11 protein-coding genes are annotated in these 14,736 nt (G+C 62.2%); 6 read left to right on the forward strand and 5 right to left on the reverse strand.

All coding sequences use genetic code 11. From position 1 onward, the window contains the following. The first annotated feature begins 382 nt into the window (after positions 1–382). The gene (locus AC5ZG1_RS14815) at positions 383–1,558 is read left to right on the forward strand and encodes a YXWGXW repeat-containing protein (protein ID WP_496133284.1); all 1,176 of its coding nucleotides are present in this window, start codon (positions 383–385) and stop codon (positions 1,556–1,558) included. Between the two features lie 104 nt (positions 1,559–1,662). Here the strand turns inward: AC5ZG1_RS14815 and AC5ZG1_RS14820 are convergent, their stop codons facing one another. Then, positions 1,663–2,844, reverse strand: coding sequence for a radical SAM protein (locus tag AC5ZG1_RS14820; protein WP_496133285.1), 1,182 nt, complete (start codon positions 2,842–2,844; stop codon positions 1,663–1,665). Between the two features lie 553 nt (positions 2,845–3,397). On the opposite strand from AC5ZG1_RS14820, the gene AC5ZG1_RS14825 reads away from it, so the two are divergent. Further along, positions 3,398–4,360, forward strand: coding sequence for a phosphotransferase family protein (locus AC5ZG1_RS14825; protein WP_496133286.1), 963 nt, complete (start codon positions 3,398–3,400; stop codon positions 4,358–4,360). Positions 4,361–4,616: 256 nt separating this feature from the next. Next, entirely contained in the window at positions 4,617–5,870 is a 1,254-nt protein-coding gene (locus tag AC5ZG1_RS14830) for an MFS transporter (RefSeq protein WP_496133334.1), read from the forward strand. 96 nt (positions 5,871–5,966) lie between these two features. Here AC5ZG1_RS14830 and AC5ZG1_RS14835 read toward each other — a convergent pair whose 3' ends face one another. Further along, positions 5,967–7,055, reverse strand: coding sequence for a TRAP transporter substrate-binding protein (locus AC5ZG1_RS14835; RefSeq protein ID WP_496133287.1), 1,089 nt, complete (start codon positions 7,053–7,055; stop codon positions 5,967–5,969). Between the two features lie 273 nt (positions 7,056–7,328). Here AC5ZG1_RS14835 and AC5ZG1_RS14840 point away from each other — a divergent pair, with 273 nt between their 5' ends. After that, the gene (locus AC5ZG1_RS14840) at positions 7,329–8,567 is read left to right on the forward strand and encodes a glycosyltransferase (protein ID WP_496133288.1); all 1,239 of its coding nucleotides are present in this window, start codon (positions 7,329–7,331) and stop codon (positions 8,565–8,567) included. 82 nt (positions 8,568–8,649) lie between these two features. Here the strand turns inward: AC5ZG1_RS14840 and AC5ZG1_RS14845 are convergent, their stop codons facing one another. The 3 genes from AC5ZG1_RS14845 to AC5ZG1_RS14855 all read right to left on the reverse strand — a co-directional run bounded on the left by AC5ZG1_RS14845 (position 8,650) and on the right by AC5ZG1_RS14855 (position 11,639). Continuing rightward, positions 8,650–9,738, reverse strand: a complete 1,089-nt coding sequence (locus tag AC5ZG1_RS14845) for a TRAP transporter substrate-binding protein (RefSeq protein WP_028167047.1) — start codon at positions 9,736–9,738, stop codon at positions 8,650–8,652. 196 nt (positions 9,739–9,934) lie between these two features. Then, positions 9,935–11,068: an Mrp/NBP35 family ATP-binding protein gene (locus AC5ZG1_RS14850; RefSeq protein ID WP_496133289.1), complete on the reverse strand. Its 1,134-nt coding sequence runs from the start codon at positions 11,066–11,068 to the stop codon at positions 9,935–9,937. Between the two features lie 118 nt (positions 11,069–11,186). Beyond that, positions 11,187–11,639: a VOC family protein gene (locus AC5ZG1_RS14855; protein ID WP_456646306.1), complete on the reverse strand. Its 453-nt coding sequence runs from the start codon at positions 11,637–11,639 to the stop codon at positions 11,187–11,189. Positions 11,640–11,931: 292 nt separating this feature from the next. On the opposite strand from AC5ZG1_RS14855, the gene AC5ZG1_RS14860 reads away from it, so the two are divergent. Both AC5ZG1_RS14860 and AC5ZG1_RS14865 read left to right on the forward strand, forming a co-directional pair. Continuing rightward, positions 11,932–12,801, forward strand: a complete 870-nt coding sequence (locus tag AC5ZG1_RS14860; RefSeq protein WP_456646305.1) for an NAD(P)-dependent oxidoreductase — start codon at positions 11,932–11,934, stop codon at positions 12,799–12,801. A gap of 289 nt (positions 12,802–13,090) precedes the next feature. Then, positions 13,091–14,692 carry a sensor histidine kinase gene (locus AC5ZG1_RS14865; protein ID WP_130230237.1) on the forward strand — a complete coding sequence of 534 codons (1,602 nt, stop codon included), beginning with the start codon at positions 13,091–13,093 and terminating at the stop codon, positions 14,690–14,692. Positions 14,693–14,736: the final 44 nt, after the last annotated feature.

The following is a 14,736-nucleotide window of genomic DNA, read 5'->3' on the forward strand; positions in this document are numbered from 1 at the left end:
TCCGCTCTTTGGTTAACAGCGGCTTCGGGTCAAAGCGCGACGTCCCCCAATCCGTATGGGTCGGTCTACTTAGCCTGTCCAGAAAACCATAGGCCTCACTTCGACGCTCTAGTTTCACGCAAACATCTTTATCGCCGACTTCCTTTGATCGCTATGGGTCACAAGCGGCGGTAGAAACTCGCGCGAGCGAGTTTCCGGACGTGAGAGCGGACCTGCGAGATCGGGCGCCAGGATATCATCGTCATTGCGCTGGGATTGCTCAGCGCCGCCGCCTACATCATCCAGCAGCGCCTGCTGCACTAGACCAGTGCGCCATAATATTGCGTCATTCGCTCAACATCGTTCCGACTCGCGGGGAGCTGCTCATGTGGAAGGAACAAGCATGCGACGCTTTCTATTCATCATCGGGCTCCTTGCCGCGCTGATCATTTCCCCCGTCACCCAAGCCCAAATCATAAGCATTACGATCGCCCCACCGGAGCTTCCGGTCTATGAGCAACCGCCGCTTCCAGCCCCTGGGTACATTTGGACGCCCGGCTATTGGGCTTACAGCACGGACGGTTATTACTGGGTTCCGGGCACCTGGGTGGAGCCGCCGGCCGTCGGCCTGTTGTGGACACCCGGTTACTGGGCATGGCGTGACGGTGTTTACGCGTGGAACACCGGTTATTGGGGGCCGCGTGTCGGCTTCTACGGTGGCGTCAACTATGGTTTCGGCTATGGCGGCGTCGGCTATGAAGGCGGCCACTGGGACAATGGCGTGTTGGCCTACAACCGCACCATCAATAATTTCGGCAGTGTCAACGTCACCAACGTCTATAGTAAGACCGTGATCAACAACAACATCACGCGTGTCAGTTTCAACGGCGGCAGTGGTGGCATCACGTCTCAGCCGACGGCGCAAGAGCAAGTGGCTGCGCAGGATCACCACGTTGCTCCTGCGCCCGCGCAGATCCAGCAGCAGCACCTGGCGAGCACGAACAGAGCGCTGCTCGCCTCCGAGAACCACGGTCGCCCGGCAATCGCAGCGACAGCCAAGCCAGGCGAGTTCACCGGCAAGGGTGTTGTCGCCGCACGGGAAGCCAAGCCGGGACCCGCGCCGCTGCCGCAGCCGGTCGCTCCCAAAGCGCCTGCGAACAATGCGGTCGCCAACAAGCCGCTCGAGAGCAAGCCTCTTGCGGCCACCCCACCCGGCAATAAGCCTGTTGCGAACGATCCTCCCGCCGCGAACAAGTCACTTGAAAACAAGGCATCTGTTGGCTCGGAGCATGCTGCGCCGACCAACGGAGCGCTGCCCAAGCCGCCGAATGCGGCGGTCAGACCGGAAGCAAAGCCTCTGAATGCCGCAGCGAAGCCGGCAAATGTCGCAGCGAAACCGGTCGCCGCCCCACTGGCGCCAAAACCCGGCGCCGTTGCCGCGGCCCCGAAGCCGCCCCAGCATCCATCCGCTGCTCCAGCGCCACATCGAGTTGCCGCCGCGTCGCATCCAGCGTCGCGCCCCGCGCCCCACCCGCCGGCTGCAAAGCGGAATGTCTCGCCGCATAACGAGGCGCATTAGACCATGACCCGATTAGGCGGATTCGGATCATGTTCTCATCTCTTTGTTTGAGCATGATCCAGCGCTCGAGACTCGAACTCCCGGTCGCCTTCGCCATCCAGCCGCTAAGCGCGTGTCAACGCTTCGCGCACGTTGACACGTTCCCCGCCTGGCTTGCTGACATAAAGATGGCCCTCCAGGACGGATTGCATGTTCTCGAACATCGAATAGAGATCGTCGCAATATACCGACGGATTGTCGTAACCATTCGCCTTGGAAAAACGATGCGGAAGATACCCCCCTCCGCAAGCATTCATGAACTTGCACTGCCGGCATTTCTCGCAAAGATTGATTGAGGCGTCGCGCGCCGCTTTCCAGCGCGGTTCGTTCCTGACCTCGTCGATCGCATGATCGAAGATGTTGAACCTGGTCCGCGTGAAGCCGTCGCCCGCGATGCGCAGCACATCGTGGGCCTCCACGGTGCCATCAGTCATCACGGTGCAAAGCTCGATCGGCTTGTGGCCGACGCCTTCGGTCGGCGAATTGTTGCCCAGCAGGGCAGTGATCATGTCGGAAACGATGCGGATATTGGCGGTCGGCGCCGTGCGATTTGCCGTCAGCCACAAGTCGAACAGTCCGTTGTAGAACGACGCAATGGACGCCGGCTTCTCGTCAACCGTCGCATCGGGGATCATGATGTCGTAGTTCGCAATTCCGCACGCGGTGAAAAACGCGACATACTGCTCCGGCGGGTACGCGGGATTGCAGACAGCCAGGGCGCTTACGCAAATGTCGCGCGAGACCAGCATGCGGGCGGCGCGCTCCACCGCAGCGTGGGTGCCCGTCCCCTGAAATGTCCGACGGTGGAGGTCGTGAATATGTGCCGGTCCATCGAGACTGATCGCAACCGAAATGTTGCGTGTCTCGAAGCAGTCCAGCCATTGATCATCGATCAACACGCCATTGGTCGTGACCGCGATGGGAATGTCGCAGCCGGTTCGCGATGAAATGCGCTCGCAGCCCTCGGCAAAACGGTGGAAATTCTCGACACCCCAGAGCAAGGGCTCGCCGCCGTGCAGAACGATGGGAAAATCGACGAGGGAGTATCGCGCGACGTGTTCTTCGATGCGCTGCAACAATTGACGTAGCACGCCGGTGCTCATCAGCTTGGGCTTGTCGTAGACGGCCGCGTCGCGAAACCAGTAGCAATAGGAGCAGTCGATGTTGCATCGCGCTGCCACCTTGACCAGCAACTGCGTGATCGGCTGATCCTGGAAGGCGACAGGATTTGAATCGTCAAACAACATGCCGATGCCGGTATGCGCCTGAAAAAATTGCGATTAGCTAGTATCCCCGAACAAAGCCCCCTCTGCGGAACGCGCCCGCTCCCGGAGCGTACGCGCCTCTGCGGAAGGCACCTGCCCCTGGAGCGTATCCGGCCCTGCGAAAGACGCCCGCATGCGGCCCTCGGCCAAAGCCTCGCCTGAAATAAACTTGATTTACAACGGCTTGGTCAGGAATGACGGCGGGTTGGTCGAAGCTAAGTCCTTCCGTCGAACTCTGCTCGCGCAGTTCGTTAAGCAGCGCGTCGATGCCTGGATGGTCGCTCTGAATTGTTGCGCCTGGCCCGTGCAATTGCAGGAGGCTCGCCAAAACCTTCAGCGTGGTAATCGCCATGGTCGTGCTCCTCTTCGCGATGCAGTTCAACGAACGAGCGAAAGGCCGGATGTTTATCTCAACCGAACGAGCAGCCGATAGTATACCTTTCCTATTGCAGCGTAAATGTGGTGATGCCGAGGTCTCGCCACTTTTACACCAGGCGCCGCGGATACCCCGACGTCCGAGGGAGTCAAGTTTCGAATGGACAGCACGATGAGCCTCAAGCCCGATCTAGAACTGTCCGTCGCGACGGCGCAGGCGATCGTTGATCGGACCGTTTCGAAGGGAGCTGTTGCGACGATTTCCAGGCTTCATGGCGGCGAGATCTCAGCAGTTTACGAGATCGCTTTCGCGGATCACGCGCATCCACCGCTCGTATTGAAAGTCTATCCCGACGAATTGCATTGGAAGATGCAAAAGGAGTTGACCGTCATTGGCCTCATTGCAGATCGCCTCAGCGTGTCTATTCCACGCATTCTGCTTGCGGACGACTCAAAGAGATTGCTCGGTCTAAACTTGACATTGATGACCAAGCTCGAGGGTTCGATACTGGGCCAACTGGAAGCGACTCTGGACGCGGCGCAACGGCTCGCCGCTTACGCACAAATCGGCCGGCTGCTTCGCGAGTTTCATTGCATCGCCATGGAGGCGTTCGGCTACATCGGCGCGAACGGAATCTGGACGGCGCATTCGACAAACCACCAGTACCTGACGCATCAATTCCAACGAAAGCTCAAGGAATTTGCCGAACGCGGCGGAAATGCAGACCTTGCCAAGCGGGTTGCCAGGCATTTCGCCGACCGCGCCGAACTGCTCAGCGACTGCACGCAAGCGGTGCTATGTCACAATGATCTGCACGCGGGCAACCTGCTTGCCACCGTCTCAAATGGCCGCCTACGGCTCACTGGCGTTTTGGATTTTGAAGGCGCGCTGGCCGGAGATCCACTGATGGATGTCGCCAAAGCGCTCTATTATCTCGACGCAGAGGCAAGGAGCGCGCTCCTCGACGGATACGGCGCCATGGACCGAAAGCACTGGCTTTTGACGCTCGATCTCTACCACCTATACTTCGTTCTCGAACTTTGGTGCTGGATGGCCCAAATTGGAAACAGGCAGCCGCTCGACCAGCTGGCTTTGGACCTGGAGCGCTATAGCGCCACGTGATCGGCCGAAGGTCAGCGCAAACAACAAACCTCGGATAGCGGTTGCGCAGTTCCGGACACGGAAGAGTGACATGTTCTATCCCAACTGCGATGCACGCATGGCAGAAGGGCGGTGCCAAAACGTTGTAAGTAGTCGCGCGATCACGAATAATCCGTGTCACTGAATCGCTTCAGGGAAGGTACGATTGTCGCTTGTCGTTGAGGAGACCAAACAGTTCGGCGTGAAGCGCGCAGCATTTGCCGCCACGATCGGCAACATGCTCGAATTCTATGATTTCATCACCTACAGCTTCTTCGCGATACAGATCGGCCACACCTTCTTCCCTGTGCAAGGCGAGTATGGCAGCCTGATGCTGTCGCTCGCGACCTTCGGCGCGGGTTTCATCACGCGCCCGATCGGCGGGATCGTGCTTGGCATCTATTCCGACCGTGTCGGCCGGCGGCCGGCAATGCTGCTCAGCTTTGCGTTGATGGGGGGCGCAATCCTGGCGATCTCGATCACCCCATCCTACAACGCCATCGGCCTTGCGGCGCCGATCATTGTGATCGTGGCGCGCTTGGTGCAGGGATTTGCGCTCGGCGGCGAGGTCGGGCCGACCACGGCCTATCTCCTGGAGATCGCCCCGCCGCAACGTCGGGCGCTGGTGGTCTCGTGGCAGCCGACAAGCCAGCAGATCGCCGCCACCACCGGCGCGCTGGTCGGCTTCCTCTTGAGCAGGACGATGACGCCAGAGGCGCTGGATTCCTACGGCTGGCGCGTGGCGTTCCTGATCGGCGCCATCTGCCTGCCGTTCGGGCTCTGGATGCGCCGGACGCTGCCGGAGACGATCCCGCAAGGCGAAAGCGGCGCCCGGCGCATCGAGAGCTCGAGCCATCTCGCGCTGGCGCGCCGGCACATTCGCCTGATCGCACTGGCGCTGATGATCTTGGCGAGCGGCACCATTTCGACCTATGTGACGCAATACATGACGACCTATGCGCAGAACACGCTCCATGTGGCGCCGTCTCTGGCCTTTGCGACGTCGCTTGTCAGCAATGGTCTTGGGATCGCCGGCGCGTTGCTGGGAGGCTGGCTAGCCGACTTGCTGGGTCGCAAGCCGGTCATGATCTATCCGCAGTTCGTCACGCTCGCGCTGACCTATCCGATCTTCCTGTGGATCGCCGGTGCACCCGGCGCGTGGTCGCTGTTGTTCGGCTTCGGCGCGCTATCGCTGATCGGATCGCTGCCGTTCACGGCGTTCTATGCGACCTTCACCGAGGGGCTGCCCCAACAGATCCGCGGCGGCGTGTTCGCCACCGTCTACGCGGTTGCAATCGCAAGCTTCGGCGGCACCGCGCAGCTCGTGGTCACGTGGCTGCTGCATATTTCAGGAGATCCGCTGGCGCCCGCCTGGTACCTGTTGCTTGCGGCCGTCGTCGGACTGATCGCGATGAGCCTGATGCCCGAGACGGCACCGGTGAAAGTGCAGGCTGGTGCACCAGCCCGTAGCCCGGGTGGAGCGAATGCGTAACCCGGGACGTCGGCATCCGCGACTACGGGCAGTCCCGGGTTGCGCTCCGCTTCACCCGGGCTACGGAGCAGGCCACCCCTTTGATTGATCGACGGATCAGCTCTGCGAGTGGCGCGCCATGAAGTTGTCGTAGCCGACTTCGGCGACCTGGAACCATTGATAGCCGTTGCTGGTATAAGCTGTCAGCGATTCATAGACCTTCTTGAAATTGGCGTTGCTGGCCGCGACTTCGGCGTGCAGCTCCTTTGCCGCCTTGAAGCTTGCTTCCATGATCGCAGGCGAGAAGGCGTGCAGCTTGGCGCCGCCCGCGAGCAGCTTCTTCAGCGCGGTCGGGTTCACGGTGTCGTACTTCGCCATCATCCAGTTGTTGGCTTGATGGCCGGCCTGCTCGAGGATGGCCTGGTAGTATTTCGGCAACGCATTCCACTTCTCGAGATTGACGAAGACCAGCAGCATCGGGCCGCCTTCCCACCATCCCGGATAGTAGTAATGCGGCGCGACCTTCTGCAGGCCGAGCTTCTCGTCATCGTAAGGGCCGACCCATTCGGCGGCGTCGATCGTGCCTTTCTCAAGCGCCGGGTAGATGTCGCCGCCGGCGATCTGCTGCGGCACGCAACCGAGCTTCTCCATGACGCGGCCGGCGAAGCCGCCGATGCGGAATTTCAAGCCTTTCAGATCACCGACGGTGTTAATCTCCTTGCGGAACCAGCCGCCCATCTGGCAGGTCGTGTTGCCGGCAAGCAGCGAGGTGACGTTGTAGCCCTTATAGAACTCGTTCAGAAGCTCCTTGCCGCCGCCCATCATGTACCAGGCCTGATTGAGCCGCGCGTTCGGCCCGAACGGCACCGATGAGCCGAAGGTGAAGGTCGGATCCTTGCCGAAATAGTAGTAGGAGGCGGTGTGGCCCATCTCGACCGTGCCGCTCTGCACGGCATCCAGCACCTGCAGGCCCGGCACGATCTCGCCGGCGGCAAAGGTCTGGATCTGGAATTTGTTGTCGGTGGCCTCGCCGACGACCTTGGCCATGATCTCGGCTGCGCCATGCAGCGTATCGAGCGATTTCGGCCAGCTCGTCGTCATCCGCCATTTCAGCTCCGGCATCGACTGCGCGATAGCCGGTGCGGCGAGCGTGGCGGCACCGGCGGCCCCAATGCCGGCGACTTTGATGAAGTCCCGTCGTTTCATGTTGTTTCCTCCCTTTGAATATGTGTCATCGGCCTTCGTACCGAGGCCTGAGGGCACCATGGAACATCCCCTTCCCGATTGCCATCGCCAACGTTCGCCGCAGCGCGCAAAAAGCCGCGGTCAGGCAGGGTGCAGATTACCGATGCAACGAAAGATCCGATCTGCTGCAATCGTCTGGTAGCGCGGGTATCCAAATCTCTCCCATCCGACGCAATCGGCGGCCTGCCGTCGACAGGCTCGCCATCGCCGCTTCCGATCGATGGGAAACAAGCCATGTCCTACAATTTCCTGGTGGCCACCTGGGGAGACCACGGCCATCTCGGACCGACCCTGACAGCGGCGCAGCAATTGCGTGCAAGGGGTCATGTCGTTCGTTTCATCGCGCGTGCGGACGCGCGCGCGTCCGTCGAGACGGCGGGCTTCGGCTTCGCGACCTGGCAACGGACGCCCCACGTTTCGCCTATTGGGCAGGCCACCGACCCCCTTCAGTACGCCTGCGATCACCTGCTGTTTGGGCCAGCCGCCGCGCAAGGTGCGGATGTCCGCGACGAAATCCGGCGCGCCACGACTGACGCTGTGTTGACCGATATGCCTCTGTTCGGCGCCGTGCTCGCCGCGGAGGCCGAACATATTCCCTGTGCCCTGCTCTCGCCCACCATCAGCATACGACCTCTCCCAGGGCAGCCACCAATTGGCAGTTGTTTGCCCGCGCCGCGTACGCCGGAAGACCGTGTCGCCGTCGAGGCGGCAAGCAACCGGTTCGCTGCTCTCATGAACGAATGGCTGCCGATGCTGAACGAGGCGCGGGCGAGCCTGCAGCTTGCTCCTTGGGCTGATGTGATGGAGTTGTTCGACCGACCGGCGCGGCTCCTGATAGCGGTAAGCGCGGCGTTTGACTTTGCCCCCGACTTCCTCCCCAGCAATGTCAGGTACATCGGGCCGCTCCTGGATTCCTCGAATTGGTCGAAGCCATGGATCTCTCCCTGGTCCCAAGGGGATCGTCCGCGCGTTCTGATCTCTTTCAGCACGACCAATCAGGATCAGACCGAGGCGCTGCAACGCACGATCAACGCGGCAGGACGCGTCGATGTGGATGCGGTCGCAACGCTCGGACCTGCTCTGGAACACATCACCCTGCAGGCGCCGGACAATGTCACGCTGCTGCCGAGCGCCCCGCATGATGCGGCCATGAAGGAAGCCTCGCTGGTCGTGAGCCACGGTGGCCACGGCACGACGAGCCGTGCACTCGCGCATGGCCTGCCGCTGCTGGTCATGCCGTTCGGCCGCGATCAGGGCGACATCGCCGCGCGTGTGGAAGCCTGCGGCGTGGGGTTGGTCTTGCCGCCGACCGCTACGGAAGCAGAAATTGCCGCCGCCATGACGCGCCTGATCCGGGAGCCGCAATTCCTGATCGCTGCCCGACGGTTCAAGGACATCATTGCTGCCGAAGTCAGCGCAGCTCCGCTTGTTGGAGAACTGGAAGAAATCGTTCGAGCTGCAGCGAACGCCTGAATCCGGGACATCCGCATTCACATCGCAAAAAAGCCCGGCCCCACGAGGGGACCGGGCTGTTGGTCTGTTGCTTGAGATCTGCTCAGCCGCGGGTGCGCGAGCGGATCATGAAGCTGTCGTAGGTGTATTCGGCGACCTGCCACCACAGATATTCGTCGGAGCGGTAGGCCTGCATTGCGTCGATCGACTTCTTGAAGTCGGGGTTCTTGGCGGAGATTTCGCTCCACAGCTCGTTGGTCGCCTTCAGGCAGGCTTCCAGCACCTCGTTGGTGAACGGACGGAGCTGCGTGCCGCCGGCAACCAGCCGCTTCAGCGCCGTCGGGTTTTGCAGGTCATACCGCGCGGCCATCCAGCTATTGGCATTCGCGGCCCCGTTGGTGAGGATTGCCTGATAGTTCTTCGGCAGCGCATTCCACTTCTCGAGGTTGACGAATGCGTGGACGGTCGGGCCGCCTTCCCAGAAGCCCGGATAGTAGTAGTACTTTGCGACCTTCTGGAAGCCGAGCTTCTCGTCGTCATAGGGGCCGACCCATTCGGCGGCGTCGATGGTGCCCTTCTCCAGCGCCGGATAGATGTCGCCGCCGGCGAGCTGCTGCGGCACCACACCGACCTTCTGCAGGACCTGGCCGGCGATGCCGCCGATGCGGAATTTGAGGCCGGAGAGGTCGGCGACCGTCTTGATCTCCTTGCGGAACCAGCCGCCCATCTGAGTGCCGGTGTTACCGCAGGGCAAACCGATCACGTTGAACTTCTTGAAGAACTCATTGCCGAGCTGCTCGCCGCCGCCCTGGTACCACCAGGAGTTCTGCTGCCGCGCATTGAGGCCGAACGGGACCGAGGCGTAGATCGCGAAGGTCGGGTCCTTGCCGACATAATAATAGGCCACCGTATGCGACATCTCGACGGTACCTGTTGACGTCGAGTCCAGCGCCTGCAGGCCCGGCGCGATCTCGCCCGCCGCGAACACCTGGATCTGGAATTTGTTGTCGGTCATCTCGGCGACGTATTTCGACAACTGCTCAGCGCCGCCATAGATCGTGTCCAGCGACTTCGGGAAGCTCGAGGTCAAGCGCCACTTGATTTCGGGAGAAGACTGCGCAATCGCCGGCGCGGCAACCGCAGTCGCGGCCGCACCGGCCGCAGAAACTTTCAAAAAGTCACGACGCTTCATCTTAAGTCATCTCCTTGCGGGGCGTTTCCCTTTTGTCCCCAAAACATCTCCTCCGGGCGGGCGAATCCTCAGGCTCCGGGGGCGCTCTGGCGGGGCCGTTTAACACGGATGGCCGCCCGCGGAAACGCGACATTGGCATGACGGGACTGGACGAAAGTCGCAAGACGCGAGGCGAAATATCGGGCGGAAAGGACTATCAAGCCGCGGCGATCACGCCCCGGAGCTGGTCGCGGACCTTGGTCCCGATTGCGCGGTAAATCGCCGCGTGCGGCCCGTCCGGCTCGCTGTCCACCACCGGATTACCGGAGTCCGAGGTGGTGCGGATCGCGATATGGAGGGGGATTTCGCCCAGGAACGGCACCCCCAGCCGCTCGGCCTCATGCCGGGCGCCACCATGGCCGAAAATGTCCGACCGCGTGCCGCAATGCGGGCACTGGAAATAGCTCATGTTCTCGACGATGCCGAGCACGGGCACGTTAACCTTCCTGAACATGGCGAGCCCGCGCCGCGCGTCGATCAGGGACAGGTCCTGCGGGGTCGAGATGATGATGGCGCCCTTGAGCGGCACGTTCTGCGCCAGCGTGAGCTGCGCGTCGCCCGTGCCGGGCGGCATGTCGACCACCAGCACATCGAGCGTACCCCAGGCGACGTCGCGCAGCATTTGCGTGATCGCCGACATCACCATCGGCCCGCGCCAGATCATCGCGGTGTCTTCCTCGACCAGGAAGCCGATCGACATGATCGAGAGTCCGAAGCGGGAGATCGGGATCATCTTCTTGTCGTCATTGAGCGCGGGCTTCTCGCGGATCCCGGTCAGCCGCGGCACCGAGGGGCCATAGATATCGGCATCGAGCAGGCCGACGCGCAAACCGAGATCGCGCAGGCCGAGCGCGAGGTTGAGCGCGGTGGTCGACTTGCCGACACCGCCCTTGCCCGAGGCCACCGCGATGACGGCGGCGATCCCGGGGATTTCGGCCTGCCGCGACATCGGCGACGGCGCGCCTTGCGGCGGCCGATGCGTCGAGGCCGGCGCGATGCCGCCGCCGCCATGGCGGTGCGGCTGCGGCGGAGCCGCCGAGCCAGGCTTGCGCTCGGCGGTCAGCGCGATCATGGCCGCGGTGACCCCGGGGATGGCGCGCACGGCGCTCTCGGCCTGCGCGCGCACGCTTTCCCAGGCGCGCGCCTCCGCGGCATCGACATTGATCGAAAAGAACACCTTGCCGTCGCTGACCGTGATCGGCGACAGCACGTTGGCATTGGTCAGGGCGACGCCGCGCGGCGATGTCACCCCGGCCAATTTCTCCAGAACCTGTTGCTGCGTCACGCTCACAGCCGCTCTCCTGCCGAATATCCACATGGTGAAGTCACAGATATGACGGATCGGCAAGAAAGGGTAGTTGCGCCAGCACAATAGATTCCGCGGTTCACACCGCGCGTCCGAACGGTTCCTACCTGCCGCCGACGTCGTCAGCGCGCTCGGCCGGCGCTGCGGCGCCCTGTTCCTTGGCGACCTCGTAATTCAGCTCGATCATCACGCCGTTAGGATCGTGCACAAAGATCTGCCAGAGGTCGCCGCCCGGAACCTGCCGGGAATCGAATTTCATGCCCTTGGACTGCAGGCGCTGCTGCATCGCCGTGAAACCGCGGCTGACGAAGGCGACATGATGGACCACGCCGGAGTCGGGCTTTTGCGGCTCGTCGGTCGGGGAAATGTCCACGAGGTGAACCACCGGTTTGCCCTCGCTGTACATCCAGGCGCCGGGAAAGGCGAAATTCGGCCGGGCGCCCTTCTCCAGGCCCAAAACCTCTTCATAGAACTTGACGGTCTCGGCGAGTTTCCGGGTGCGGATGTTGAAATGATCGAGCACGCCTACGCTTGCGCCCGCCTCTCTTCCATTCATGTCTCACTCCCATTTTTGTGAGGTTCGTTGGTGGGTTATGATAACATAAAACCGCTAGATCATGATCCGATTGGACAGAATCGGATCATGATCTCATCTCTTTGTTGGAGCATGATCTTTTCGGAAAACCGGTTTCCACTTTTCCGGATCATGCTCTAATGCCAGCCAAACGAGCCGTTGCCCTCTGCGGCGCAGCGTTTATGGTGCGGCCCTCCCGCCCGAAAAACACCGTCCGGCCCGTGCAATGTCGCCGGCAAATCCCAAGGTCACTAGAAGAAACAAGGTAGCAGACATGGCTAAAGTCGCTTTTCTCGGTCTCGGCGTGATGGGTTTCCCCATGGCAGGACATCTCGTGAAAAAGGGGGGCCACGAGGTGACGGTGTACAATCGGACGCCGGCGAAGGCGCAGGCCTGGGTCGAGAAATTCGGCGGCCGCGCGGCGCCGACGCCGAAAGCCGCGGCCGAAGGCCAGGATTTCGTGATGTGCTGCGTCGGCAATGACAACGACCTGCGCGCAGTCACGATCGGCCCGGACGGCGCATTCGCCGGCATGAAGAAGGGCGCGACCTTCGTCGACCACACCACCGCTTCCGCCGAAGTCGCGCGCGAGCTCAATGCCGCCGCCGAGAAGGCAGGATTCAAATTCGTCGATGCTCCGGTCTCCGGCGGACAGGCCGGCGCCGAGAGCGGCGTGCTGACGGTGATGTGCGGCGGCAAGGAAGACGCCTATGCCGGCGCCGAACCGGTCATCGCGGCCTATGCGCGGATGTGCAAGCTGCTCGGACCGGCGGGCTCCGGCCAGCTCACCAAGATGGTCAACCAGATCTGCATCGCCGGCCTGGTACAGGGCCTTTCCGAAGGCATCCATTTCGCCAAGAAGTCGGGGCTCGACGTGGCCAGCGTGATCGAGGTGATCTCGAAGGGCGCGGCGCAATCCTGGCAGATGGAGAACCGCTACAAGACCATGAACGATGGCAAGTACGATTTCGGCTTCGCGGTGGAATGGATGCGCAAGGATCTCTCGATCTGCATCGCCGAAGCGCGCCGCAACGGCGCCAACCTGCCGGTGAGCGCGCTAGTCGATCAGTTCTACGCCGAAGTCGAGAAGATGGGCGGCAAGCGCTGGGACACCTCGAGCCTGCTCGCGCGGCTGGAGCGCTAACGGCGCGCTGCGCTCCTTCCCCCTGAAAGGGGGAAGGCTGGGATGGGGGTCAGCCACGGGCATCGGCGTTCGTGGAGAGAGATGATCCCCACCCGCGTTGCGCGTTCCGCGCAACGCGACCTCCCCTTTTCAAGGGGAGGTTGAGGCGCTCCCGCCCAAACGCCAACGGTTAATTTAACTTCTCGTTAACGAGAATCTTTAGCTTTCTAAGTCATCGCTTAATGATTTGGCGCGAGAGATAGACAATGCAAAAGCCCGTGCGGTTTGCGGGCAGGATTTTGTGTTGTTAATGAGTGATCCCGCGGAAAAGCCTGAAGTTGTCCAGCTGCCGGCCGAGCCCCAGGCTGCCGCGCCGGTCAACAGTCGCCGCGCCGCAGCGCAGCGGGTGCGGGAGGCGCGGGATCGGTTAACGTCAACCAGCGGGACCCGCCCCGCATTCGACACCGAACTGCTGCGCCAATATGCCCAGACCAGGATCTCGGCATCCTACGTCGTGATGCTGCTGGTGATCGCCACCGGCGTGCTGTTCGGCCTGTGGCGAGAGCCGCTCGTGGCGGCGGCCTGGACCATCGGCGTGCTCGGCATCCATGCCGCGACCGTGAAGAGCTGCACCAAGTTCCTGAAGGAATCCCCCTCGCCTGCCGCGACGCGCAAATGGCGGGCGCGCTTCGTGCTGCTCGACCTGCTCTACGGCTTGTTCTGGACGGTGATCCTGGCCCATCCCGCGGGCACGGATGCCGCCTCCAATGCAATGATGATGTTCCTGATGCTGCTGGTGATCGCGGTCTCCAGCATGCTCGCGGCGAGCCTTCCGATGGCGGCACTGGCGGCCACCGCGCCGGTGACGATCGCGATCGCTGTCAGTTTCGTGCTGAGCGGTTCCTTCGACAATTACGTGTTCGCGCTGCTCGCGCTCGGCGCCGAGGGCTATTTTGCCCTGCTTGCCCACCGGCTGCATTCGACGACGCTCGCCACGCTGCAGGCGCGCGCCGAGAAGGACGTGCTGATCGCCGAGCTCGAACAGTCCAAGGCGATCTCCGACGAAGCCCGGCATCGCGCCGAAGCCGCCAACGTCGCCAAGTCGCGTTTCCTGGCGCAGATGAGCCACGAATTGCGCACGCCGCTGAACGCCATCCTCGGCTTCTCCGAGGTGATGAAGAGCGAGATCTTCGGCGCGCATGCGGTGCCGGTGTACAAGGAATATTCTGCCGACATCCACAATTCCGGCGTCCACCTGCTCAATCTCATCAACGAGATCCTCGATCTGTCGCGGATCGAGGCCGGCCGCTACGAGCTCAACGAGGAAGCGGTCTCGCTGCTGCATGTCGTCGCCGACTGCCACCATCTCTTGAAACTGCGCGCGACCAGCCGCGGCATCACCATCCACGAAGTATTTGAGCAGGGCATGCCGCGGATCTGGGTCGACGAGCGCGCCACCCGGCAGATCGTGCTCAATCTGTTGTCCAACTCGATCAAGTTCACTCCGCAAGGCGGCGAGATCTGGCTGAAGGTCGGCTGGACCGCCTCCGGCGGCCAGTATCTCAGCGTAAAGGACACCGGCTCCGGCATTGCCGAGGACGAGATTCCGATCGTGCTGGCATCGTTCGGCCAGGGCTCCAACTCGATTAAATCCGCGGAACAGGGCGCGGGCCTTGGCTTGCCGATCGCCAAGAGCCTGATCGACCTGCATGGCGGCACCTTCACGCTGAAATCGAAGCTGCGCATCGGCACCGAGGTGATCGTGACCTTCCCGCCGGAGCGCGTGATGTCGGCGTTGGCGCCGATGGCCGAGGAAGCGCCGCCGTTGCAGCCGCAACCCTCGATTCCTATGACCGACGACAAGCAAAGGGGGCGCCACAAGCCGATCATGAGTGCAGGCACCGGGCTATAGACACTACGAAGAGTCATCCCGCTACGCGCTTGCACCCGCGATCG

This window comes from Bradyrhizobium sp. Leo78 (assembly GCF_059512425.1).